The organism is Paenibacillus sambharensis, from assembly GCF_003233845.1.
In the GTDB taxonomy this organism is placed as follows: domain Bacteria; phylum Bacillota; class Bacilli; order Paenibacillales; family Paenibacillaceae; genus Paenibacillus_I; species Paenibacillus_I sambharensis.
In genome coordinates this window covers 39,615-63,037 of sequence record NZ_QKRB01000041.1, presented here as the reverse complement: position 1 = coordinate 63,037, position 23,423 = coordinate 39,615, and the positions used below count along the sequence as shown (strand labels likewise).

Sequence of the window (23,423 nt, the reverse complement as noted above, 5' to 3'; positions counted from 1 at the left end):
GCATCTATAATAATTTATACATGATTATCTCGGTTCTCAACCTGTTCTTTGCAGCCGTTATTGTTTTTCTGGAACGCCGTAATGTCGTCGTCACCTGGGCATGGATTATGGTGCTGCTCTTTTTGCCTGGTGCCGGGTTTGTGCTATATCTTATCCTCGGACAGAACTTGAGCCGGCGCAAGCTGTATAAGATGAAGGAAGAGAAGCGGGGAAGATTCCATGCGCTTATCGAGGCGCAGCGGGAACGCTTCAGGGAAAGCCGGATTAATTTCCACGACCCGCAGATGGCCTATTACAAGGATATGATGTTCATGAATCTCACAAGCGGCAATGCGTTTTACACGCAGGATAACAAGCTGGATATTTTCCCTGACGGACTGTCCAAGTTTGATGCGCTGCTCCAGGATATCGGGAAGGCGGAACACCATATCCATCTGATGTATTTCATCGTACGCAACGATCTGATCGGGAGGAAAATCGTAGACGCCCTGGCCTGCCGCGCCCGCGAAGGGGTGAAGGTGCGGTTCCTGTATGATCATATCGGCTGCTCCTCGCTGCCGAGAGGATTCTTCGATCAGCTGATCGCTGCTGGCGGGCATGTTGCCGCGTTCTTCCCGTCCAAGCTGCGTTATATCAACTTCCGTGTGAATTACCGCAATCACAGGAAGCTTGCCATTATTGACGGCCGATACGGGTATATCGGCGGGCTCAATATCGGAGATGAATACATGGGCCTCGTTCCCCGCTTCGGTTACTGGCGGGATACTCATCTTCGCTTCCAGGGAAGCGCCGTCCTGCAGATGCAGGCCCAATTCATGATGGACTGGAACCTGGCGGCACCCTACCGGGCATTTTATGAAAATGACCAGTATTACCCGCAGCATCAATACGACGGGAAGATCGGCGCCCAGATCGTGGCCAGCGGTCCGGATGAAGAGCTTGAGCAGATCAAGAACGGTTATATCAAGATGATTCTAGCGGCCAAAGAGTCAATCTATATTCAGACCCCATATTTTATTCCGGATGAGAGTCTGCTTACAGCTCTGCGTATGGCGGCATTTGCGGGTGTGGACATCCGTTTTATGATTCCAAGCAAGCCGGATCACAAGATGGTTTACTGGGCGACCTATTCATACCTTCACGATCTGCTTGAGGTCGGGATCAAGTGTTATCTGTACGAACGGGGATTCCTTCACGCTAAGACGATCGTCGTCGACGGCAGGGTAGCCTCGGTTGGAACAGCTAATGTGGATATCCGCAGCTTCAAGCTGAATTTCGAGGTCAATGCGTTTATCTATGATACGGCAGCCGCACACCGGCTCCAAAGGATTTTTGAAGCGGATCAGGAAAACTGCAGGGAGCTCACGCTCGAAATATACCGGCAGCGTCCGCTCCTTCACCGGGTGGAAGAATCGTGCGCCAGACTGCTGTCGCCTATATTGTAAAACCGGAACACGCTGCCATCAGGCAGCGTTTTTGTTCGTGTTCAGTTACAGGCGTTATATAACCGGATGAAATTGCCTTGCTCGCCCGGTTGGTCTTTTAATAGGAAGCGTCTATAATGAACAGTAAGTCTAATAGAACGTTATCGGATACAGGGGGAAGTAGATGAACAGCTTAACACCACAGCCTGCCCCGCAGCCCGGTCCTGGTCGTTTAGCTGGCCTGTGGCGGCGTCTGGTTGACCGCGCGGCGGCTGCATACCGCTACGATTCCTTCATGTGGAAGGCTGGATCCCTTGGGATTGCAGCATGCTTTGCCGTGCTGCTTGCGGTCACAGCGATGGGAGTGCCCACCGGTCTCGGATACGGGACGGATGCCGTTATACTAGTTTCACTAGGCCTGCTGGCCCTGTGGCTTGTGTCCCGGTGTATTGCGCTGCTGCTTGCGATTATGTGTGTACCGATCCCTCGTTTATTTACCGGCTGCTACCTGTCGGCAGCCGGGGGAATATATGGCATGTTTCATTTTGCCGAGATTGGTTGGCTGCCTGCTCTTCTGCTGTCTATATTAGCTGTTGGCTGCGGCGCGCTTGCGGGCTGGGTTGCCGGAATGCTGGTACACCCGAGAATTAGAATGGGCTGGAAATGGGCAGCGGCTGGGTTGGCAGTGGTCGTTGTGATGGGCTTGATGCAATCAAGCTGGTACCGTTCCGAGGAGGCAGGAGGCATACCTGCAGCGGACAGCAGTGCCGGTATTACTGCTATACAAGCCGCAAATCCGGCTGATAAGGGCCCGTATGAGGTGGATTTTTACACCTATGGCAGCGGAAAGGACCGGCATCGGAAGGAGTTTGGAAGCGGCGTGGACTGGGTCAGTGAAACAGTCGATGCAGACGCTTATATAACCAGGTGGCCGAAGCTCAGATCCTGGTTCTGGGGCTTTGACCAATCAAGGCTTCCGCTTAACGGCCGTTTATGGATGCCGGAGGGCGAGGGACCCTTTCCGCTGGTCCTTATCGTGCATGGCAACCATCTGATGGAGGACTGGTCGGACGACGGCTACCGTTATATTGGCGAGCTACTGGCAAGCCGCGGATTTATTGCGGTATCAGTGGATGAGAATTTCCTTAATTATTCTGTATGGACAGGAATTCCGAATCAGGATATGAAGATGCGCGCTTGGATTCTGCTCCAGCATCTGCAGCAGATCCAGGCGTTCAGCCTGATTGACGAACATCCGCTTGGCGGCAAGGTTGATCTGGACCGAGTAGGCTTAATTGGCCACTCCCGTGGCGGCCAGGCTGTGGCCATGGCGGCAGATGCGAGCAGGTGGTTTGATGAAGACCCGCTGCTGGAAAGCCTGCAGAATGTTCATATCAAGGCAGTAGCCGCACTTGCACCGACGGACCGGACAGTTGACAAGAAGTCTGCTTATCTTCGAGACATTCATTACTTGACCCTTCAGGGCGCCAGAGATGCGGATGTTAACAACTTCTATGGAGATCAGCAGTATAACCGGACTTCATTCTCGAAGAATTCCAATATTTTCAAATCTGCTGTCTATTTGCCGGATGCCAACCACAGCCGGTTCAATACGGACTGGGGCTCCTATGACCTCAGCATGCCGGGCGGGATATTGCTGGATACAGGTAATGTGATGAGTGCCGAAGAGCAGCGCCTGGCAGCTCAAGTTTACCTGTCCGCCTTTATGGAGACTGCTCTGCACGGCAAGGAAGAGTACGAGAGGCTGTTTGAAGATTACCGGTCAGGCATGGAGTGGCTGCCGGCTGCCGGGTACATTACCCGTTATGAGAGCTGCGCCTTCAAGGCCATCAGCCGATTTGAGCAGCCTGCTCTTGAATCTATCAATGCAGGCGTTACTGCGTATGCGGACGGTGTTGAAGCCTGGTACCACGGCAGTGTTCTGAACCGTGACGGCAAGGATAAGGGAACAGATGCGCTGGTGCTTAAATGGAAGTCGGCAGCATCCTATACCATCTCTTTTGTTGGCCGTTACTGGCAAACGGTAAGCCCGGAGTCCATAACAGCCGTTACCTTCTCGGCTGCCGATCTCAGCCATGAGGTTAAGGATGCTGCAGCTCCAGATCTGATCATCGAGTTGGAAGACCAGGATGGGAATACTGCATCAGTGCCGCTCCGTGAATATGACAACTTTCGAACTCCGCCCTCTATAAAGTATACGATTCATCCTTTCCTGGAGAACAGACTCAAGAAGGGAAAATACAAAGAATCCATAGAGCCCGTCTTCCAGACGTATACGATTCCAGTATCTTATTTCAAGAAAGCGAAGTCCGATTTGTTCGCAGGAGGGTTGTCTCGCCTCACCATCCGTTTCACGAACGGACCAGGCAAAATCATGATCGATGATCTGGGGTTTACTGCGAATGACTGAAGGATTCATATCACCGCCTACCCGTTTATTAGTTGACGAGGAGCTATTTCATCTTGCGGATACGGTCCTAGGAGGCTGCAAGGTGAAATAGAGCCGCCGGGGGGCGGTTTTTTTGGCTTCTGCCGGGAAAACTATGATTGTTTCAATCCTTACTAAAGAGGAGGATTATCATGGACAATATCTTTGAGAAGGCGCCGCTGCCGCTAACATCGAAGGCAAGCGGCAAGGGGGCATTTTTCGCGCCTGAGGTCTATGCTTTAACCGTTCAAATTGTAAATGTGTGTTATGTCGGACAAGACCCTTCTAATTGGTTCCTGGTTGATGCGGGTGTTACCAAGTCGGAGAATGATATCGTGGAGCAGGCGGAAAGGCTGTATGGAAAAGGCTGCAAGCCCAAGGCGATTCTGCTGACTCACGGTCATTTTGACCATATCGGCGCCTTGCCGGAGCTGCTAAAGATTTGGGATGTTCCGGTCTATGCGCACGCTGCTGAACTGCCTTACTTAACAGGAGAGCAGTCTTACCCGCCGGGTGATCCTTCGGTTGATAACGGAATGGTCAGCAAGATGTCTCCGATGTTTCCGCATGACGGGCTTGATCTGACTGGCCGTGTTCAGGCTTATAACACAGACGGGACGATCCCGGACTTGCCCGACTGGAGGGTGATTCACACACCGGGACATACACCGGGTCATGTTTCATTGTTCCGTGAGAAGGACCGGACACTCATCGCGGGTGACGCTTTTGTTACCGTGCAGCAGGAGTCGCTGTACAAGGTGGTAACCCAGAAGCAGGAAATCAGCGGTCCTCCCAAATATATGACTACAGACTGGGATGCTTCCCGTACATCCGTTAAGAAGCTTTTGGCCTTGCGGCCAAAGACAGCGGTAACCGGTCATGGACTGCCGATGGAAGGTTCCGCGCTGATTGAGGGACTTGAGAATCTGGCTTCACATTTCGACGAGATAGCAGTGCCCGAGAAGGGCCGTTTTGTAAATAAGTAAGACAAGTCCAAATCGCCCCCTAGCGGGTTTCGGCATCCGTACACCTGGCCATAATGGTAAGGAAAGGAGGGGTTACGGATGCCGATTCTTCCTGTTCACGAGCGGCTCGCGGAGCTGTGGGTGCTGCGGCAGTCCAGGCAGCTGACAGCTGCAGAGCAGACGGATTATGAGCACTGTCTGGCTTTCAATGCTTCTTATTGCCGGGAGCTGGCTCATCTGAAGAATATGTCGCTGCTCGCATCAATGACCTCTGACACGCAGTGGCAGCATGAGCTGTGTGGCAAAATTGAGAAGCTTTCGAGACGGTAGGGGATTAGCATAGTGAACTTAGAGTGGCAGTGGCTGTGGAAGACGATTTTGATCGTCGTGGCAGGAGCTGGCCTGCTGCGGATCGCCGGACGGAAGTCCATTTCGCAGATGACCACCTCACAGACGGTTATCATGATTGCGATAGGCTCTTTGCTCATCCAGCCTGTGTCAGGCAAGAGCATATGGGTCGCTTTTTCCATTGCAGCTATAATGGTGGTAACCTTGATCAGCCTGGAATGGGTGCAGCTCAAACTTAACTGGGTTGAGAAGCTCATCACGGGCAGTCCTGTGCCGCTGATCGTTCATGGAAAGCTGCAGGAGCGCAACCTGAAAAAGGTCCGGTTAACGTTAGATTTGCTCGACAACCAGCTCCGTCAGAAAAGTGTATTGAGGCGATCGGATGTCAAGCATGCCATATTAGAGCCTGGAGGACAGATTACCGTCGTTCTGAATGAGTCTGCACAGATGGCTTCCAAGCAGGATCTGGTCCGCTTGAGCAAGGATGTTCATACCCTGCGCAGCTTGATTGAACAGCTGCTGGAACAAGGTAAGGTCCAGGCCGGCGGCCAAACAACCGGCGGCTCCAAGAGTGAGGCGAAACCAGGGCATCAGAAGGGAGAGAAGGTTTCCGACCCTTCGACAGCCGATCTTTTCCTGCAGGTAATTGGTGAGAAGGGCCCAGCCAGTCTCGAGGACAGGCTTCAATAGGAAATCTGAATAGTCAGACCCGGGATCGTGTATAACGGCATCCTGTTGGGAGATACTATGTGGTGGTCATGGTTGGCATGGCACAACAGATAGCTCATAAGGAGGCTGTACATACTAATGACAGCAAATTTAGGCGCTCACGAGGTATTGGAAATTCACGAAGTCCTGAACTGTACAATCGATGCTGCTAACACGTATCAACTGCTCCGCGGACAGGTTAGAGACCCGCAGCTTCAGCACATGATGGACCATCAGCTGCAGTTCATGATGAATGAATACAACAGCATGGTGCAGATGACGCAGCAGCAGGGCATGTCTCAAGCGGCTCCTTACCGGGCAATGAAGACTTCCCAGCCAGTATATGGTCTCGATAACCCGCAGCAGATGAGTCCGATTACAAGCGCAAGCCAGATGGACGACCGCGATATAGCTTCCTGTATGCTTGGTCTTCTGAAGTCGGCTGCCGGCCTGAAGATGAAGGGCTCGCTGGAATGTGCAAATCCGCAAATCCGCCGTGCTGTGCAGCAAGCGGCGATCAACTGCTCGGAGCAAGCTTACGAGGTATGGCAGTACATGAACCAGCAGGGCTACTACCAGGTGCCTACGATGAAAGAAGTAACGACTGACACTATGCTCGGCATGTATGCAACCGCAGGCGGCATGCAGCAGTCTATGGGCGGCAGCATGAATCAGCCAAACATGATGCATGCTATGCACCAGGGCAATATGCATCCTACATCTCATGCAGGCAGCATGCAGGATATGAATAACATGAACGCGATGCAGCAGGGGAGAGGCTACAACCATACGCTGCCGCAGTAAGCGGCATTCATTTGGCAAATGGAGGCGCACCTTCAGACGCCGTTGATAAAATCAGAAACGACCCGGTTTTCGGGTCGTTTTTGCACATGAGGCTTTACAGCCTTGCGAATGAGAAAGGAGATTCAACAGATGACGGAAAAAAATCTGCTGGCTTATTTTAAAAGCATGGAAGAAGCCGAAGCGGCTATGCAGCAAATCAAGCAGCTGAACCTGACGGACAGCTCAATCCGCCGGGTTGATGGCATGCCCGGTGATGGAAACGAGCGGATCATGAACCCGTTAACAAGTGATTTTCACAGCTTGGGCTATCTGACGCTTGATGCGCAGATCACAGATCACAATGCAGGAATTCTATCGGCTGCTAGTGTCAGCGCGAGCGGGCTCAGTTCCGGAGGTCCCGATAACCGGGTGACTGGGAGAGATGTGCTGCTTACAGCCGTTATAGATGCCAATGATTATGAACAAGCTGTACGGACTGCTGAGGAGCATGGCGGTCTCGTGTAAACGGTTGGGTTAGACGAATGAAAGATTAGGACTGTTTCGGTATTTATGATGGGACCGGGACAGTCCTATTCGCTGTCTATTTTTGTCTTTCGCCCATGCTTTGGTATCATGGTAGTGAAAGAATTACCTTCAGAAGAATCGGGAGAGGAGCATGAGAGATGGAGACGAACTATGGACTAACAATCGAAGGACTGATGAAGCACCGGTCGATTCGTAAATTTACGAATCAGCAGATTGCGGGTGAGCACCGGGCGGCAATATTGGCTGCAGCGCAGCATGCCTCAAGCTCCAGCAACATGCAGGCCTTTAGTGTAATCCGTATAACAGACAAGGGATTAAGAGAGACGTTGATGGCCATAACAGGGAACCAGAGCTACGTGCTGGAGAGTCCGGAGTTCTGGGTCTGGTGCGCGGATTTATACCGCTACACTCTGGCAGCAGGTCAGGGAACAGCTGACGCCGGGCTGGATGGAGCGAATGCAGAATGGTACACAATAGGTGCCGTAGATACAGCACTGGCCGCCCAGAATGCGGCTGTCGCGGCAGAATCGCTTGGTTTGGGCATCGTCTATATTGGCGGCATCCGTAATGATATCAGGCGTGTAGGCGAGCTGCTTAAGCTGCCGCAGCTGGTTGTTCCTTTATTCGGTATGTGCATCGGCTATCCCGATCAGGACCCAGTCGTCAGACCCCGGTTGAGTCCGGAAGCAGTCATGCATGAGAATGAGTATTCTTCGGAAGCGTATCACAGCCATATAGCTGAATATGATGAACGTCACCGGGCTTACATGAGAGAACGGTCGGGCGGCAAGCTGGAGAGCAGCTGGTCCGAACAGATGACTGCGAAGCAGTCGCAGTCAGGCAGACAGATCGGCGGCTACCTGAAGAACCAGGGATTCCGGCTTGATGATTAGGGAGGTGTAATAATTGGCTAGGTTAAAGTCTGAGCGATTCCGGCTGGATCTGGGAGAAGGGCTGTACCTGAAGGGGACCGTAACAGCCGGCGATGCTGGTCTGGTCGCAGGAAGTCCGCCGGGCAGACAAGGAATGCCTGTCCTGCTGCTCTGCCATGGGTTCAAAGGCTTCGCCGAGTGGGGGTTTATGCCTTATACGGCGGAATGGTTCGCCAGGAATGGATTCTACGCTGTGCGCTTCGACTTCTCATGCAACGGAGTGGGAGAGACAGATTTTGACGAATTAGACAAGTTTGCCGCTAACACCTATTCCCGGGAACAAGCTGATTTGGAGGCGCTGCTTGCCGCAGTCAGCCGCCGGCTGCTGCCGCTTATGGACGGGGTAGATGAGCGCTCGCTTTCCCTTCTGGGGCACAGCAGGGGAGGAGGCAATGCCATCCTGTTCGGTGCTGATCATCCGGATATTCGTGCAATAGTAACCTGGAATGGAATCGCCAATGCCAATCTGTTCGATGACAGGTTTGAAGCTGAAGCCCGGCAAAACGGCCGTGCCTATGTTGCTAATGCCAGAACTAGGCAGGAGATGCCAATTGGAGCGGGGTTCTTTGACGATCTTCAGCGAAATAGGGAACGCTTCGATATTCCAAGGCGACTGGCAGAGCTCCAGGCTCCTGTTCTGCTTATTCAAGGCGATGCAGATGCCGACAGGCTGGTCAAGGGCCATGCGCTGATGAAGAATGCCGCTCCGCAGCATGAATATGTGACCATTTCAGGTGCAGGCCATACTTTTGGCGCCGTGCATCCTTTTGAAGGGCCGACAGCTGAATTAACTGAAGCACTGGAATCAAGTCTCTCTTTTCTGTGCCGCAGTCTGTCCTTATAATATTTGCGAAGCATACACGATCATACAACAAAGCCCCTGACCGCCGAGGCGTTCAGGGGCGTTTCACATTGAATTGACGGGTACAATTTGGTACAATAAAGAAATTGGAAAAGGTGAAGGTAAATAAACAAATATTACTAATATAATTATACACTACATGGATGATTCCTGTCAACGTTTTAACCGGTTGTTGGAATCAAAGCAGTAAGGAGTGAAGCTTACGTGAACGAGAATGATCAACAGTGGCAGGCTGAACAGGCTCGCGTGACGTCTGTTGTTGACCGTATTGCAAAACGCGCCGGCGAGCTGGAGGATGAGATCGGAGATGTCCGGTCGGAAGCGGTGGAAATCCGCAAGCATTTCTGGGATGAAGTAACGGTTAACTTCAGCAACGCCGAGGATTTAACCGAGACGTATTTCAGCATGAAGCAGCAGGCTGACCTGCTTGCTGAACGGGAGCGCAGCCAGCGCCACTCCGCCGCTTACCTGAGCAAGCTTAAACGGCTGATGCAGTCGCCGTACTTTGGGAGAATTGACTTTCGGGCTGAAGAGGATGCCGAAGCTGAAACCATCTATCTGGGCATCGCTTCATTCCGGGAGGATGACAGCGATACATTCCTTGTGTATGACTGGCGGGCACCTGTTTCCAGCCTGTATTACGATTATCCGCCAGGACCGGCCGTATATGATACGCCAGGGGGAGAAGTGAAAGGTGAGCTGGAGCTTAAGCGGCAGTTTGTTATCCGTTCCGGAACGATCCGTTATATGTTTGATACCGGTGTGACCATCGGCGACGAGCTGCTGCAGCAGATGCTGAGCCGCACTTCGGATTCGGCGATGAAGAGCATAGTAGCTACCATCCAGCGGGAACAGAACCAGATCATCCGTAATGACAGCAGCCGTATGCTGATTGTACAGGGGGCTGCAGGCAGCGGAAAGACATCGGCTGCTCTCCAGCGGGTTGCCTACTTGCTCTACAAGTACCGGGGTGTGCTCACTTCAGACCAGATGGTGCTCTTCTCGCCAAACCCGATGTTCAACAGTTATGTATCGTCTGTCCTGCCTGAGCTGGGAGAAGAAAACATGCTGCAGACAACGTTTCAGGAATATCTGGAGACAAGGCTTGGCAGAGAATTTGAACTGGAGGATTCCTTCGCCCAGCTGGAATTTGTGCTGACAGCCGGACAGGAAGAGGGCTACAGCGCCAGGCTGGAAGGGATCAGATACAAGTCGTCAACTGCATATCTGGAGCTGGTTAAGCGATACCTTGACGGGCTTGTTGACAGGGGCATGCGATTCCGCCCTGTTGTCTTCCGGGGGAAGCCGGTTGTAACGGCCCAGGAGATGGTTAACAAATTTTACAGCATGGACAGTTCAATCCGGCTTGCCAACCGGCTGATCCTGGTTCGTGACTGGCTGCTGGAGCGTGTGGAGCGTTATGCGGCATCGGTGAAGGAGGAAGCTTGGGTCGAGGAGGAGATGCAGCTGCTTTCTGCTGAAGACTACCAGCGTGCATACAGCAGGCTGCGCAAACAGAAGAAGGGGTTGGGCGAAACCTTCGACGACCACGAAGCGGAGAAGGAGATGCTTGCCGAGATGATCGTTTCCTCTGCCTTAAAGCAGGTCCGCGCCAGAATCAAGCTGATGAGGTTTGCCGATGTCAAGGGGCTGTACCGGAAGCTGTTCGAAGACCGGAATGCAGCCGAGCAGGCGGCGGGTTCTCATGCGCTTCCCGAGCAGTGGGACGAGATTGCCGCCCAGACGGTACGTGAGCTGGAGCAGGGAAGACTATTTTACGAGGATGCCACACCTTACCTGTACCTTAACGAACGGCTTAAAGGCTTCAGAGCGAACACGAATGTCCGGCACATTATCATAGACGAGGCCCAGGATTACACGCCCTTCCAGCTTGAATTCCTGAAGTGGCTGTTTCCCCGGGCGAGGATGACGGCGCTTGGCGACCTTAACCAGGCTATCTATGCGCAGACATCTGCAATGGCCGATGCTGATCCGCTGACTAATCTGTACGGACCTGAACAGACCGAATGGATTCATCTGCTGCGCAGCTATCGTTCAACCCGGGAGATTGTCAGCTTCACCAGAGGAATGGTGCCTGGGGGCGATAAGATCGAGCCCTTCAACCGGGCAGGTGAGCTGCCGCTGGTTAAGCTTGTGGGCGGGCAGGACGAACTGCACCGCCAGATTATCAATCAGCTGCAGGAGTGGACGGCGGAAGGCTATGAGTCTGTGGCCGTTATCTGCCGGACAGCCGAGGAGAGCAGCAAAGCTTATTCAACGCTGGGCAGTGCGCTGTCCATGAGGCTTGTTACGAAGGATACCATGCAATTTGAGCGGGGTATCACGATCATACCAGCCTATTTGGCTAAGGGCGTGGAGTTTGATGCGGTGCTGATTTACAATGCCTCAGAGCAGGTATACCAGCATGAGAATGAACGCAAGCTGTTCTACACAGCTTGTACGAGGGCGATGCATGAACTGGTCTTGATGTCTGACGGCACACCAAGCCGTTTTGTGCGTGAACAGCCATCCGAAAACTACAGGACGGAGGGCTGAAACATGTGGTTTATCGTCGCCGGATATGTTGTGATCGTTAATATGCTTATGTTCTGCTTTATGACAGTTGACAAGCGGCGCGCGGTAAAAGGCGCTCGGCGAATTGCCGAGAAAACGCTTTTTACCACCGCTGCGCTCGGCGGAGCTGCAGGCGGAATAGCTGCTATGCAGCTTTGGCGCCACAAGACCAGACACCGGTCGTTTACATTGGGTCTTCCTCTGCTGGTTGTGCTGCACCTTGCTATTATCACTTTGATTGTAAATTATATGTGAAGTAATGTGACATAATTAAGGGGGAAGATGGCAATTGAATGAATCCATAGTATAATGAATATCAACTAATGATGATGATGCCATCCGAAGCAATCGTGCCGCTAGTGTGTTTTATAACCCGCCTAACTATCCGCTTCAATAACTCACAATTTCCACCACGATTCATGCATACCGTTGTGCTGCAGACCCATTTTTGTTTGGAGCTTCCACTTCACGGGTATTGGGGTGAAGAGAGCAAGCTCTCACCATGACCGATCTATACTTTACACTATCCTCTTCGAGCGGCAGATCGGTCTGGCTGATCGCTGGTTCAGCCGCTCTCCCAAAGTATTAATTACCTTGTAAGCAGAAGATTTCCCGTTGTTCCTATGACAGCGGTGCTAAAGTGAAGGTCCAAACAGATAGCAGGGAGTGATGAACATGGCCCGGAAAGAAATGATCGCCATGCTGCTTGCGGGTGGAGAAGGAAAGCGGCTTGGTGTTCTGACGAAAAATCTGGCAAAGCCTGCCGTCCATTTTGGCGGGAAATACCGGATCATCGATTTTACCCTCAGCAATTGTACACATTCCGGTATTGATACAGTAGGTGTTCTTACGCAGTATCAGCCTCTTGTGCTGAACCGGTATTTGGGTATCGGCAGTCCGTGGGGACTTGACCGCAGAGACGGCGGAATGGCCGTGCTTCCTCCTTATATGAAGTCCAAGGGAGGCAGCTGGTATAAGGGTACGGCTAATGCGATCTACCAGAACATGAGCTTCATCGACCGCTATGACCCCGAGTATGTCCTCATTATTTCAGGCGACCACATCTATAAGATGGATTATGATCTTATGCTTGCCGACCATAAACAGCGGGGCGCTGATGCAACCATTGCCGTCATTGAAGTGGATTGGAAGGAAGCCAGCCGCTTCGGCATCATGGCGACGAATGAAGAAGGACGCATCGTTTCATTCGAAGAGAAGCCGAAGAAGCCGTCAAGCAATCTCGCCTCCATGGGCGTATACATCTTCTCTTGGCCTGTGCTGCAGCAGTACCTGATTCGTGATGAGGAAAACCCCCAGTCAACCAACGACTTTGGCAAAGATATTATCCCGGCCATGCTGGAGGATGATATTTTCCTGCATGCCTATTCCTTTAAGGATTACTGGAAGGATGTCGGGACAATTCAGAGCCTCTGGGAGGCAAATATGGATCTGCTGTCCGACCGCACGAGCCTAAATCTGAATGATAAGGAGTGGCGGATTTATTCAGTCAACCCGAACCAGCCGGCCCACTATGTCTCGCCAACCGGCTGCGTATCCGATTCCCTTATCACGGAAGGCTGCTTCATAGAGGGCAGGGTAAATCATTCCGTCTTGTTCGCTGGTGTACAAGTCGGTGAGGATACGGTCATAGAAGACTCGGTCATCATGCCGAATGTGCAGATTGGACGCAATGTCAAGATCCGCCGGTCGATCATTGGTGAGGGTGCGGTCATAGCGGACGGCGTAACCCTTGGAACGCCTGACAAGGATAGTGACATTCATGTGGTGGCAAGCGACGAAATGGTGCTACAAAGCGAAGCTGCATCGGAGGTGGAAGCATGAGTGCGCAAATGATGGGTGTCATCAACCTGATCCAGGAGACGGATGCGCTTGAGACTCTCACAGACAGCCGCTGCTTGGCAACGGTGCCCTTCGGCGGCCGCTACCGGATGGTTGATTTTACGCTGTCCAATATGGTTAACTCGGGAATTACCAAGGTAGGGCTGTTTGCCCATACCAAATTCCGCTCGCTGATGGACCATGTGGGATCGGGCAAGCATTGGGATTTGCACCACCGTCAAAGCGGACTATTCGTGCTTCCGCCAGTGGCGGATGATATGAGCGACCTGCGCAAGGGAGACCTGTTTCATTTTTATATGCACCGCGATTACTTTGCCCGCTGTCATCTCGAGCATGTGATCATTTGCCGGAGCCATATGATATGCAATATGGATTTATCAGAAGTTCTTAAGGCGCATCTGGAGAAGGAGGCCGATATTACACTGGTCTGCAAACGGCTGGACGAGGAGCCGGCCGGGCTTGCCCGCCGGGTGCAGGTGGATGAGGATGGCCGTGTCACCGATATCCAGGAGCATTTCGGAAGGCTCGAGACAGATATCGCATCGATGGAAATGTACGTCATAAAGAAAGAACTGCTGCTTGACCTTGTTGAGACATCGCTGGCACGCGGCCAGGATCATCTCGTGAGAGATGCGATCATGTCGCGGCTTGATTCCTTGAAGGTCCAGGCGTTCTTCCATGAAGGCTACCTTGGCATTGTCAACACCTTGCCTGCCTATTTCAAGCATAATATGGAGCTGCTGCAGCCGTCTGTCTGGCGGGAGCTGTTTTTTACGCCGGGCCGTATCTATACGAAGGTCAAGGATGAGCCGCCGACAAGCTATCTGGAGGGTGCGCAGAGTGTCAATTCGCTGATCGCGAACGGCTGCGAAATCGAAGGCACGGTGATCGGCAGCATCCTGTTCAGAGGGGTCAAGGTCGGCAAGGGTGCTGTGGTCCGCAACAGTATTGTTATGCAAAATGGGATCGTCGGACCGGATAGCACGCTCGAGCATGTTGTTTTGGATAAAGAGGTAGTAATTGAGCCGGGCAGGGATATACGGGGAGTGGAAGCATCGCCTTACCTGGCTGTGAAGCGCAAGGTTATCTAGTATTCTAATGCTAAGGCAGCAGGAGATGACTTCATGAACGTATTATTTGCCGCTTCTGAAGCGGTACCCATTGTCAAAACAGGGGGGCTTGCGGATGCGGCGGGCGCACTGCCGAAGTCGCTGGTCTCGGTCGGTGTCGGAGCTGCTGTCATTCTTCCGGCATACGGGGGAATACCCGGCAGCATCCGCTCTGCCTTTCGCTGTATAGCGGAATTTCGCACGGGCTTCCGGGCCGCCCGGCGGACCTGCCTGCTGCTAGAGGCGACGTTTGATGATGTTCGCTACTATTTAATTGAAGAGCCAGGTTACTTCGGCGGGCAGCAGCTGTATGGATATCACGACACGGCTTCCCGGTTCATCTTCTTCAGTATGGCCGTACTGGATGCATTGCCTTACCTGCAGGCGAGGCCTGATATTATTCACTGCCATGACTGGCAGACCGGCTGGATACCCTACCTGCTGAAGAGCAGGTTTAGGGAAGAGCCATACGGTCAGATCCGGACAGTGTTTACGATACATAGCCTCTTATATGAGGGGAATATGCAGGCGGCTGATCTTCATGAAGTGGCTGGAGAAGAAGCGGAAGAGCACAGCGGCCTTCTTGACAGCTCTGGTTCGGGGAGCTGCCTGCGTACCGGCATCCGGTTTGCGGATAAGCTGACAACGGTCAGCCCGTCTTACGCTGCTGAAATCCGTACACCAGATTACGGTGGTGCTTATGCCGGACTGCTGCAGGAACGGGCGAAGGACTTGACAGGCATTGTGAACGGACTGGACCAGCAGCTGTTCAATCCCAGACTCGACAGCATGCTGGCACAGCCGTTCACAGGTGATATTCCTGAGGCCAAGCGTACGAACAAAACAGCCCTGCAGCGCGATCTTGGCCTGACGGCCTCCGAACACGTACCCCTTGCGGGAATCGTGACCCGGCTTGTAGAGCCGAAAGGGCTGGATTTGCTGAAAGAAGCCATGCAGCACATCCTTCAGGAGACAGATCTGCAGCTTGTCGCACTGGGGACGGGTGAGAGACGCTACGAGGAGATGCTTCTGCGGGCAGCCGGGCAGAGGCCGGACAGGGTCGCCGTGCGCATTGGGTTTGACGATGCGCTGGCCCGTAAAATATATGCCGCCTCCGATCTGTATCTCATGCCTTCGCGGGTGGAGCCCTGCGGGATCAGCCAATTAATCGCGATGAGATACGGAGCAGTGCCTGTCGTCCGGGAGACTGGGGGACTGAAGGACACGGTTGAAGCTTATGAAGAATATACAGGAAGAGGGAAAGGATTCCGCTTTCAGCCCTATGAGGCTGGCGCTTTCCTTGACACGCTGCATGAAGCGCTTGCCTGCTACAGGCAGGAGTCGCAATGGCGGCAAATCATCGATAACGGCGCTTACGCAGACTACAGCTGGAGCAGTTCCGCATGGCAGTATCGAGCGATATACAATACGCTTGCGGGAAACGGAAAGGGGTAATCATACATGGCGCGTCATCTGGTTGTCGGAAACGGAAAAATGCTTGTTAACCTGGACAAAAATTGCTTTATTCGCGATATTTACTTTCCTTACGTTGGGCAGCTGAATCATGTCGGCGGGCAGTACTGCCGCTTCGGCGTATGGGTGGACGGCTCGTTCTCCTGGCTGGACTCGCCGGAGTGGAAGATGGAGCTTGGTTATGTCGAGGACTCACTTGTTACGAATATAATTGCGCGCAATGAAGCGCTCGGTCTGGAGCTGCAAATCAACGATGGTATTCACCAGCGGGAATGCATCTATCTGAAACGCGTGGTTGTGCGGAGTACAACAGATCATGAACGCGAGGTGCGGCTGTTCTTCCATCATGACCTTATGATCGAGGGAACAGAGGTTGGTGACACGGCAGCGTTTTATCCGGAGAACAAGACCGTATTCCATTATAAGCGCTCCAGTTATTTCATGTTTAACGGCTTCTCTGATGAAGGCGGCATTATGCAGTATTCAACCGGGATCAAACGGTTCCATTCCGCTGAGGGCACATGGCGGGATGCCGAGGACGGCAATCTGATGGGTAATTCCATCGCTCAGGGCTCTGTGGACAGCACAATCGGATTCATGACGCGGGTCCCGGGCGGAGGAGAGAAGACGGTCTATTACTGGATGTCTGCCGGCCGTAACCTCGAAGAGGTGAAGCAGCTGAATCAGTATGTCAGCGACAGCCACCCGGAGAAGCTGCTCAGCCGGATTGTGATCTACTGGCGGCATTGGCTGCTGCGGACCGAGACTGACTTTGGCGACTTAACGGATGAGGTTGTAAATCTGTACAAGAAGAGCCTTCTGATTGTGCGGACGCAGACGGACGAGAACGGGGCAATTATCGCTGCGAATGATACCGATATTCTGCAGTATAACCGGGACCACTACAGCTATATGTGGCCAAGGGACGGCGCTTTAATCGCCGAGGCCATGTCGTTGGCCGGCTACCAGAGCATGATCGCGCCATTCTTCCAGTTCTGTGCGGATACGCTGTCCCCGGAAGGCTATCTGTTTCACAAATACAATCCGGATGGTACGGTGGGCTCCAGCTGGCATCCCTATCTCGTTCAGGGCGCCGAGCGGCTCCCGATCCAGGAGGATGAGACGGCACTGGTGCTCTATGCGATGTGGAAGGATTACACTTACCATCAGGTCATTGAGCTGCCGCAGTCGCATTACAGCACGCTGATCCGCAAGGCGGCCAATTTTCTGAGTGAATTTATGGAGCCGGGGATGAACCTGCCAAAGCCGAGCTACGACCTGTGGGAGGAGCGCTACGGAATCTGGACGTATACGGCGGCTTCCGTATACGGCGGTCTGATGGCTGCCGCCTATTTCACCGATTTGTTCGGCGATTATGAACGGAGCGATCATTACCGGAATACGGCGGAGGTAATCAAACAGGGCATTCTTGAGCATATCTGGGATGAAGAATCAGGCCGGTTCGCCAGAGGCTTAATTTACAAGGACGGTGCCTGGGTGAAGGATATGACGCTTGAGAGCAGCCTGTTCGGCTTGTGGGAGTTCGGGGTTCTGCCGGTGGATGACAGCCGGGTGAAACGCACGATTGAAGCAATTCGAAGCGGCCTGGGCGTCAAAACAGAGGTTGGCGGCATTGCCCGCTATACCAACGACTATTATTTCCAGCAGTCAGGGGATATTGAGAATATCCCTGGTAACCCATGGATTATCTGTACCTTATGGATTGCCAACTATGACATTGCGTCCGCCAAGTCGCTTGCGGATTTGGAGGCACCGAGAAGAACGCTGGAATGGGTGTCCAGACAGGCGCTGTCCAGCGGTGTGCTGCCTGAGCAGTTAAACCCGTTCGACGGCTCGCCGCTTGCGGTTGCGCCGCTGACCTGGTCGCATGCAACCTACGTGCAGAGCGTCTGCAAGTATGCCAGGGCTTACCGCAAGCTGAAGGGACAGGATGGCCAGCGGTAAAGACCGTGTGATAAAGATCTGGATAAGACCAGGGTAACCTTAACGATAACGCTCTCCAAGTAAAAGAACTGGGCTCCAGCTGTTCTAAAAAGAGCTGCTGGGGCCCAGCCTGCTTATTAAGCTGATCCTATTATTTCGGCTTGGTATTATGGCCTGCCTGGCGCTGTGCGCCAGAACCAGGCGAGAAGAGCACCGGCTGCGGCGGCAGCCGCACCGAAGTAAAAGCCGCTGTCAATACCAGCGAGACCGTTCAGCCATCCGGCCAGGAAGGGTCCTGCGAACATGCCGGCCGCATACATCGCCTGGTAGAACCCCATAGCGGTCGCTCGTTTGCTCTGTGATACATCCTGGATAGCCATGCCAAGAAGAATAGGCAGAGACAGTCCCTGCGCGAAGCCGTTGAATGCCTGTGTAGCCATTAATACCGGAAGAGACGGCGACCAGACGACTGCAGCCGTGAAGAGGCCGCTCAGCAGGAAGCCGGCCATTAAGATGTTCCACGGCCCGCAACGGGGTGCAAACCATTTGGTGCTGACAAGGCTCGTGAAGGCATGCGGGATCATGAAGGCAGCGACAATAAGGGTTAAGTCAACCTTGTCAGCCCCAAGATCCGCTGTCGCCTTAAGGGGTGTAAAGCCGAACATCGTAATGAACAGCACACAATGGGCTAGAATGGAGAGGATCGAGATGCGCAGTAAAATCCCTTCTCTTACAACGCCCCTCATTTCCTGCAGCGAGATCGGCTGTCTGCCGCTCAATCCATCCTTTGGCTCTTTAATGGCGAAGGCTGCCGCCAAGCCGGCGAGGCCTATGCCGATCCCGGCAGCGAAGGGGGCTTCCCAGCCGTAATGCTCGGCTAGAAATCCGCTGACTGCCATCCCCGCCAGCTGGCCCGAAACGGTCATGAAGCTGATCGTTCCCATGGCTTTCGTGGCATCCTGGCTGCGGAAATAGCCAGCATACAAAACCGTGAATGCAACCCAGGTGGAGGCACATATTCCTGCCATGACCCGGCCGGCAAGCGGCCAGACAGCGGAGCCGGGAATGGTGAACAAGAAGCAGCTGGCCGCACCGGTCAGCATGCCGAGCATGATGAACGGCTTCCGCCTGCGAAGTCTGTCGGACCAGATGCCGAGCGGCAGCCTTACCAGTATTTGCGTAAATCCATAGCTGCCGAGCACAAGCCCGATCAGCTCCATGGACAATCCCCGGAATTCCAGATAGGGAGTAAGTATGGGCATATATACATAGAGTGTTATCCAGTAGAGCAGGGTGACGATCCAGAAGAAGGTATGGTCCGCTCTGGTCGTCGCAATAGGAGGTGCATCGTTAACGACAGCGGCAGCCGCCGCCGGCCTATTAGGCGGTGAGTGTTGGATCACCTTGAATCGACTCCTGTCGTGAGCAAGAATAGATAATGGCAGCAGAATACACCAGTTTACTTTACAGGATAGGTGTTGAATTTGTCACTATGGAAAACTGGAGATGCAGGCATCGGCTGCCGAAAAATAAAACAATACACAGCTTTAATTCGTAACAAGGATAAACAGCCTGCAGCAAAGGAGTTTTGCAAGAGATGCCCTTTACCATATCGCATGCCGCATTTGCCGCACCGCTCAAGAAGCTGGCCCCACGTTATTTATGTGCAACAGGGCTTGTTCTGGGCAGCATGGCACCGGATTTGGAGTATTTTGTGGCGCTGAAGCCTTTTCGTACAATCGGCCATTCCCTGGAAGGGTTTATGCTGATTCACCTGCCGCTCTGCACCGCCTTGGCCTTCGCCTTTCACACCTTTATGCGGCCAACACTGCCCCTTATGCTGCCTTCTGCAGGCGGCGCCGACCGGTTCGCTGAACCGCGAGACAGTTGGGGACTGAACCGCTTGAAGGATTGGGTGGTCTTTATAGCCTCCCTGTTTATCGGGTTTCTGACCCACATGTTTATGGATGAGTGGACTCACAAGCATACATTTTTCTACGAGCGATTGTCCTTTCTTCGCCGGTCAGTAGCAGGTGACCATGTATATCACTGGCTGCAGTACGGATTCTCTGTCTTCGGGATCGGAGCACTTGTGCTGTACGCAGTCTACAGGTGGTGGAGGTGGAGGTCAGGGAGGGGGCGGGATGACAGACGGCCGCTTCATTCTGGAGGCGCCAAGCTTGGCTTTATCCTGCTGGCTCTGCTCGCAGCCGCGGCTGTCCTTCTCTTGAAGGCCTATTCTATCCGAGGCTTTAAGGTCGTGGAACTAATCGCAATCGCACCTTTCACTGCTGCCGCTATCGGATGGTTTACTGCTGGTGTACTGGTAATGCATAAACGCAATCTGGCGCTCGGTCTGCTTAAGCTGCTGCTTGTATTCGGTTCTGCCGGCTGGTGCTGGGCCTCGGGATGGCTGCTTGAGCGTCATGGCCTGGAGCTTGCCGGGAGGCTGCCGGGGCTGGATTATATGGACCTCTTCTACATGCGGTGGATCGGCTGCATATGGCTAATCTCATTCGTACTGCTTGTCGCCTCCTGCTGGAGAGTCAGCTGGAGAACTGCGGATCAGAAGACGGAGGTAATCAAAGGCAGCGGCTTAGGACACAATAAGCGGTATGAAAGTTAATCGGGGGAGAATAAGGGTAATAGAGCTTAACATGACAATGAGTGAAAAGGGCGTATGCTTGTGGCACTTGAATGGTTTCTAGTCGCACTGCTGATTGGTCTAACCGCTTTCTTTGTCGCTGCTGAGTTTTCGTTTGTTAAGCTGCGGCCAAGCAGAGTGGATCAGATGGTTATCGAAGGAAGACGTCATGCGCTGGCCCTTCAGCGGGTGATGGGCAACCTGGATGGCTACCTGTCTGCCTGCAGGCTGGGAATGATTCTAACCGCTCTCGGGCTTGGCTGGCTGGGTGCGCTTACGGTGGAGAGAACGGTAACGCCGCTGCTTGTCCGGCTGGAGGGTATGGAGCAGTCCACGGCAGCCGTATCCACGCTCGTAGCCTTCCTGCTGGTTGCTTTCCTGTATATCGTGCTTGGAGAGCTTGTGCCCAAGACTGCTGCGGTACAGAAGACTGAGAAGGTAGCGGCCTGGTGCGCGTTGCCGGTTATCGCCTTCTATTGGCTGATGTTTCCGGCGCTCTGGCTGCTCAGAGGAACCGCCAGTCTGCTGGCGGGCTTATTCGGCCTGCGGAAGGAATACGGCGAGTCAGAGGCGCATTCTGAGGAGGAGATCAGGCATATTTTGTCTGAAAGCTATGAAAGCGGCAAAATTAACAAGACGGAGCTTAGCTATGTCAGCCGGATATTCACATTCGACGACCTGCTTGCCAGGGAAATCATGGTACCCCGTACGGACATGGTTTGCCTATACCTGAACAAGCCGCTGGAAGAGAATCTGCAGATCATAAAACGCGAGCAGTACACCAGGTTTCCGGTTGCCAGGGAGAGCAAGGATCATATTGTCGGCTTCATTAACACCAAGCAATTCTTCCTGAAGTATGATCATAATCCGGATTTCAAGCTGGCTGGGCTCATCATGCCGCCTATGACGGTGCCGGACGTTATGCCGGTGAAGTCCCTGCTTAAGAAAATGCAGGCGGAGCAGGTGCATATTGCCCTGCTGCTCGACGAATATGGGGGCACCTCCGGCATCATTACCATAGAAGACATTCTGGAGGAAATCGTCGGCGAAATCCGTGATGAATTCGATAAGGACGAACGAAAGGCGATAGAGATGGTCGAGCCGGGCCATTACCGTGTGGAAGGCAAGGTGCTGCTTAGCGAGCTTAATGAGCTGCTGGGCACCGAGCTGCCCAATGATGATGTCGATACGATTGGCGGCTGGATTTACAGCGAGCGTCCGGAGGTTCGTACAGGTGATACCTGGGAGCACGATGAGCTGACGATTACCGTTACCGAGATGGATAAGCACCGGATCTTGAAGGCGGAGCTCCATAAGCTGTAAATCAGGCCAGAGAAACTAGGAGAAGCGCGGCTGCGCTTCTCTTTTTTGTGCCTCTGAAGGCATGATTCTCGGCCAAATTGATACGAGGGGGAGATGAGGAATTTGGACAAGAAGGAATTTTTCAACTGCTGGGCGAATATTATTGCGCTAATGCCCAGTTTTGGCGGAGTGACTTGAGCTGGGCGAGGCGTATAGAGAAGAGAATGGGATAAGGAAACGGAGTGAGTGGATTGGGTGATTTAATTACCGGTATTATTATGGGAATTGTAGAAGGGCTGACCGAGTTTCTGCCGGTTTCCTCAACAGGCCACATGATTCTCACGGCACATCTGCTGAACTTTGAAGGGGATGTTGCCAAGACGTTCGAAGTCGTCGTTCAGCTGGGGGCCGTACTGGCCGTGCTTGTTCTCTACTGGAACAGGTATATGACGATTCTGAAGGATATGCTCCGCTTCCGCTTCAATGAGCCGAACAAGCTGAACGCCATTCACATGGTGATCGCGATGATTCCGGCGGGTGTGATTGGCATCAGCCTTCACGGTCTGATCAAGGAGCATCTGTTCGGGCCGATGACCGTTATCTATGCTTTGATCGCGGGCGGTATTCTGATGATTGTGGCTGAGCGTACGAAACGTACGGTGACCGCTGAGGAAACGAATGACATTACATATAAGCAGGCGTTCGGGATCGGCATGTTTCAATGTCTGGCGCTGTGGCCCGGCTTCTCGCGTTCAGGTTCAACCATCTCGGGCGGTCTGCTCCTTGGCACAAGCCAGAAGGCAGCAGCGGATTTTACGTTCATGATCTCGGTTCCGGTTATGCTTGGCGCAACAAGCATCGACTTGTATAAGAGCCGTGAATTTCTGACAGCGGGCGATATGCCGCTCTTTCTCATCGGTCTTGCCGCTTCCTTCATTGTTGCTATGATTGCAGTCGTGACGTTCCTGAACCTGATCAAGAAGCTTAAGCTGATGTGGTTTGCTATTTACCGGTTTGTTCTTGCGGCTGTCTTCTATCTGTTCATGATGTAACCTTGGCGGCATGCATATTTTGGCAGCGGGCTGAGAACCCTATCTCCAAGGATTGGAGGGGGCAGCTGTGGGACAATCATTCTTAATAAAGGCCTTGCTGGCCTGTGCGCTGTTTATGGCAGCAGGAGCTGGCATGGAGCCGGAATATGCAAAATGGGGCCGGTTGGCGATGGAACGAACCGCCATCCGCTACGAGAAGGCCAGCATTGTCGATTACCGCTACCTGGGCCGCAGGGAAGCTGGCCAGCATAAAGCCGTGGAATCCTTCCGGCTGTGGCTGCGGCAGGCAGGAGAAGAGTTCGGCGTTGTTGTTCACATATCGGTTGATACAGTGAGCAGCAGACATACGGATGTTGTGTTTGAAGAGGTTAAGCCATAACGATATAGCAGAGGGTTGCCCTGTCGTCCTGCGGACGGACAGAGCAGCCCTTTCTGTGCTGCGCTGTCC

General features: G+C 53.2%; 20 protein-coding genes. 19 read left to right on the top strand and 1 reads right to left on the bottom strand.

All coding sequences use genetic code 11. The features are described from left to right. Positions 1-20: 20 nt before the first annotated feature. The 15 genes from cls to DNH61_RS08575 all read left to right on the top strand — a co-directional run bounded on the left by cls (position 21) and on the right by DNH61_RS08575 (position 17,998). Positions 21-1,445: a cardiolipin synthase gene (gene cls, locus DNH61_RS08645; protein ID WP_111146257.1), complete on the top strand. Its 1,425-nt coding sequence runs from the start codon at positions 21-23 to the stop codon at positions 1,443-1,445. 163 nt (positions 1,446-1,608) lie between these two features. Then, entirely contained in the window at positions 1,609-3,855 is a 2,247-nt protein-coding gene (locus tag DNH61_RS08640; RefSeq protein WP_111146256.1) for an alpha/beta hydrolase family protein, read from the top strand. Positions 3,856-4,025: 170 nt separating this feature from the next. Further along, positions 4,026-4,859 carry an MBL fold metallo-hydrolase gene (locus DNH61_RS08635; protein ID WP_111146255.1) on the top strand — a complete coding sequence of 278 codons (834 nt, stop codon included), beginning with the start codon at positions 4,026-4,028 and terminating at the stop codon, positions 4,857-4,859. A gap of 78 nt (positions 4,860-4,937) precedes the next feature. Beyond that, on the top strand, positions 4,938-5,168 hold the full coding sequence (locus DNH61_RS08630) for a DUF7667 family protein (RefSeq protein ID WP_181438627.1): 231 nt from the start codon (positions 4,938-4,940) through the stop codon (positions 5,166-5,168). Positions 5,169-5,180: 12 nt separating this feature from the next. After that, positions 5,181-5,876 carry a DUF421 domain-containing protein gene (locus tag DNH61_RS08625; protein WP_111146254.1) on the top strand — a complete coding sequence of 232 codons (696 nt, stop codon included), beginning with the start codon at positions 5,181-5,183 and terminating at the stop codon, positions 5,874-5,876. Between the two features lie 117 nt (positions 5,877-5,993). Then, positions 5,994-6,698 (top strand): spore coat protein, encoded by a 705-nt coding sequence (locus DNH61_RS08620; protein WP_111146253.1) that lies wholly within the window; start codon positions 5,994-5,996, stop codon positions 6,696-6,698. 129 nt (positions 6,699-6,827) lie between these two features. Next, entirely contained in the window at positions 6,828-7,202 is a 375-nt protein-coding gene (locus DNH61_RS08615) for a hypothetical protein (protein WP_111146252.1), read from the top strand. 158 nt (positions 7,203-7,360) lie between these two features. Further along, positions 7,361-8,116 (top strand): oxygen-insensitive NADPH nitroreductase, encoded by a 756-nt coding sequence (nfsA, locus tag DNH61_RS08610; RefSeq protein WP_111146251.1) that lies wholly within the window; start codon positions 7,361-7,363, stop codon positions 8,114-8,116. A 13-nt stretch (positions 8,117-8,129) separates the two neighbouring features. Further along, the gene (locus DNH61_RS08605; RefSeq protein WP_111146250.1) at positions 8,130-8,999 is read left to right on the top strand and encodes an alpha/beta hydrolase family protein; all 870 of its coding nucleotides are present in this window, start codon (positions 8,130-8,132) and stop codon (positions 8,997-8,999) included. A gap of 222 nt (positions 9,000-9,221) precedes the next feature. After that, complete coding sequence (gene helD, locus DNH61_RS08600; protein WP_111146249.1) at positions 9,222-11,573, top strand: RNA polymerase recycling motor HelD; 2,352 nt, start codon at positions 9,222-9,224, stop codon at positions 11,571-11,573. A 3-nt stretch (positions 11,574-11,576) separates the two neighbouring features. Beyond that, complete coding sequence (locus DNH61_RS08595) at positions 11,577-11,846, top strand: DUF1294 domain-containing protein (RefSeq protein ID WP_111146248.1); 270 nt, start codon at positions 11,577-11,579, stop codon at positions 11,844-11,846. Positions 11,847-12,266: 420 nt separating this feature from the next. Continuing rightward, positions 12,267-13,433, top strand: coding sequence for a glucose-1-phosphate adenylyltransferase (locus DNH61_RS08590; protein WP_111146247.1), 1,167 nt, complete (start codon positions 12,267-12,269; stop codon positions 13,431-13,433). Continuing rightward, the gene (gene glgD, locus DNH61_RS08585) at positions 13,430-14,542 is read left to right on the top strand and encodes a glucose-1-phosphate adenylyltransferase subunit GlgD (protein ID WP_181438626.1); all 1,113 of its coding nucleotides are present in this window, start codon (positions 13,430-13,432) and stop codon (positions 14,540-14,542) included. Before DNH61_RS08590 ends, glgD begins: the two co-directional genes overlap by 4 nt. A gap of 33 nt (positions 14,543-14,575) precedes the next feature. After that, positions 14,576-16,015, top strand: a complete 1,440-nt coding sequence (locus DNH61_RS08580) for a glycogen synthase (protein ID WP_111146246.1) — start codon at positions 14,576-14,578, stop codon at positions 16,013-16,015. A gap of 6 nt (positions 16,016-16,021) precedes the next feature. Continuing rightward, a complete protein-coding gene (locus DNH61_RS08575; RefSeq protein WP_111146245.1) occupies positions 16,022-17,998 on the top strand; it encodes a glycoside hydrolase family 15 protein in 1,977 nt (658 codons plus the stop codon). A 146-nt stretch (positions 17,999-18,144) separates the two neighbouring features. Here DNH61_RS08575 and DNH61_RS08570 read toward each other — a convergent pair whose 3' ends face one another. Beyond that, positions 18,145-19,380 (bottom strand): MFS transporter, encoded by a 1,236-nt coding sequence (locus DNH61_RS08570; RefSeq protein WP_245948056.1) that lies wholly within the window; start codon positions 19,378-19,380, stop codon positions 18,145-18,147. Positions 19,381-19,574: 194 nt separating this feature from the next. On the opposite strand from DNH61_RS08570, the gene DNH61_RS08565 reads away from it, so the two are divergent. The 4 genes from DNH61_RS08565 to DNH61_RS08550 all read left to right on the top strand — a co-directional run bounded on the left by DNH61_RS08565 (position 19,575) and on the right by DNH61_RS08550 (position 23,354). Further along, positions 19,575-20,603, top strand: coding sequence for a DUF4184 family protein (locus DNH61_RS08565; protein WP_111146244.1), 1,029 nt, complete (start codon positions 19,575-19,577; stop codon positions 20,601-20,603). A gap of 54 nt (positions 20,604-20,657) precedes the next feature. Then, positions 20,658-21,944, top strand: a complete 1,287-nt coding sequence (locus DNH61_RS08560; RefSeq protein WP_342771381.1) for a hemolysin family protein — start codon at positions 20,658-20,660, stop codon at positions 21,942-21,944. 230 nt (positions 21,945-22,174) lie between these two features. After that, the gene (bacA, locus tag DNH61_RS08555; protein WP_111146243.1) at positions 22,175-22,975 is read left to right on the top strand and encodes an undecaprenyl-diphosphate phosphatase; all 801 of its coding nucleotides are present in this window, start codon (positions 22,175-22,177) and stop codon (positions 22,973-22,975) included. A 67-nt stretch (positions 22,976-23,042) separates the two neighbouring features. After that, positions 23,043-23,354 (top strand): DUF3889 domain-containing protein, encoded by a 312-nt coding sequence (locus DNH61_RS08550; RefSeq protein WP_111146242.1) that lies wholly within the window; start codon positions 23,043-23,045, stop codon positions 23,352-23,354. Positions 23,355-23,423 lie beyond the last annotated feature (69 nt).

Excerpts from the sequence above, each read along its gene's own strand:
- DNH61_RS08575 (WP_111146245.1), top strand. The coding sequence starts at position 16,022 with ATGGCGCGTCATCTGGTTGTCGGAAACGGAAAAATGCTTGTTAACCTG.
- cls (WP_111146257.1), top strand. The coding sequence starts at position 21 with ATGATTATCTCGGTTCTCAACCTGTTCTTTGCAGCCGTTATTGTTTTT.
- DNH61_RS08595 (WP_111146248.1), top strand. The coding sequence starts at position 11,577 with ATGTGGTTTATCGTCGCCGGATATGTTGTGATCGTTAATATGCTTATG.
- DNH61_RS08565 (WP_111146244.1), top strand. The coding sequence starts at position 19,575 with ATGCCCTTTACCATATCGCATGCCGCATTTGCCGCACCGCTCAAGAAG.
- DNH61_RS08590 (WP_111146247.1), top strand. The coding sequence starts at position 12,267 with ATGGCCCGGAAAGAAATGATCGCCATGCTGCTTGCGGGTGGAGAAGGA.
- DNH61_RS08635 (WP_111146255.1), top strand. The coding sequence starts at position 4,026 with ATGGACAATATCTTTGAGAAGGCGCCGCTGCCGCTAACATCGAAGGCA.
- DNH61_RS08620 (WP_111146253.1), top strand. The coding sequence starts at position 5,994 with ATGACAGCAAATTTAGGCGCTCACGAGGTATTGGAAATTCACGAAGTC.
- DNH61_RS08615 (WP_111146252.1), top strand. The coding sequence starts at position 6,828 with ATGACGGAAAAAAATCTGCTGGCTTATTTTAAAAGCATGGAAGAAGCC.
- glgD (WP_181438626.1), top strand. The coding sequence starts at position 13,430 with ATGAGTGCGCAAATGATGGGTGTCATCAACCTGATCCAGGAGACGGAT.
- DNH61_RS08560 (WP_342771381.1), top strand. The coding sequence starts at position 20,658 with ATGCTTGTGGCACTTGAATGGTTTCTAGTCGCACTGCTGATTGGTCTA.
- nfsA (WP_111146251.1), top strand. The coding sequence starts at position 7,361 with ATGGAGACGAACTATGGACTAACAATCGAAGGACTGATGAAGCACCGG.
- DNH61_RS08580 (WP_111146246.1), top strand. The coding sequence starts at position 14,576 with ATGAACGTATTATTTGCCGCTTCTGAAGCGGTACCCATTGTCAAAACA.
- DNH61_RS08630 (WP_181438627.1), top strand. The coding sequence starts at position 4,938 with ATGCCGATTCTTCCTGTTCACGAGCGGCTCGCGGAGCTGTGGGTGCTG.
- DNH61_RS08640 (WP_111146256.1), top strand. The coding sequence starts at position 1,609 with ATGAACAGCTTAACACCACAGCCTGCCCCGCAGCCCGGTCCTGGTCGT.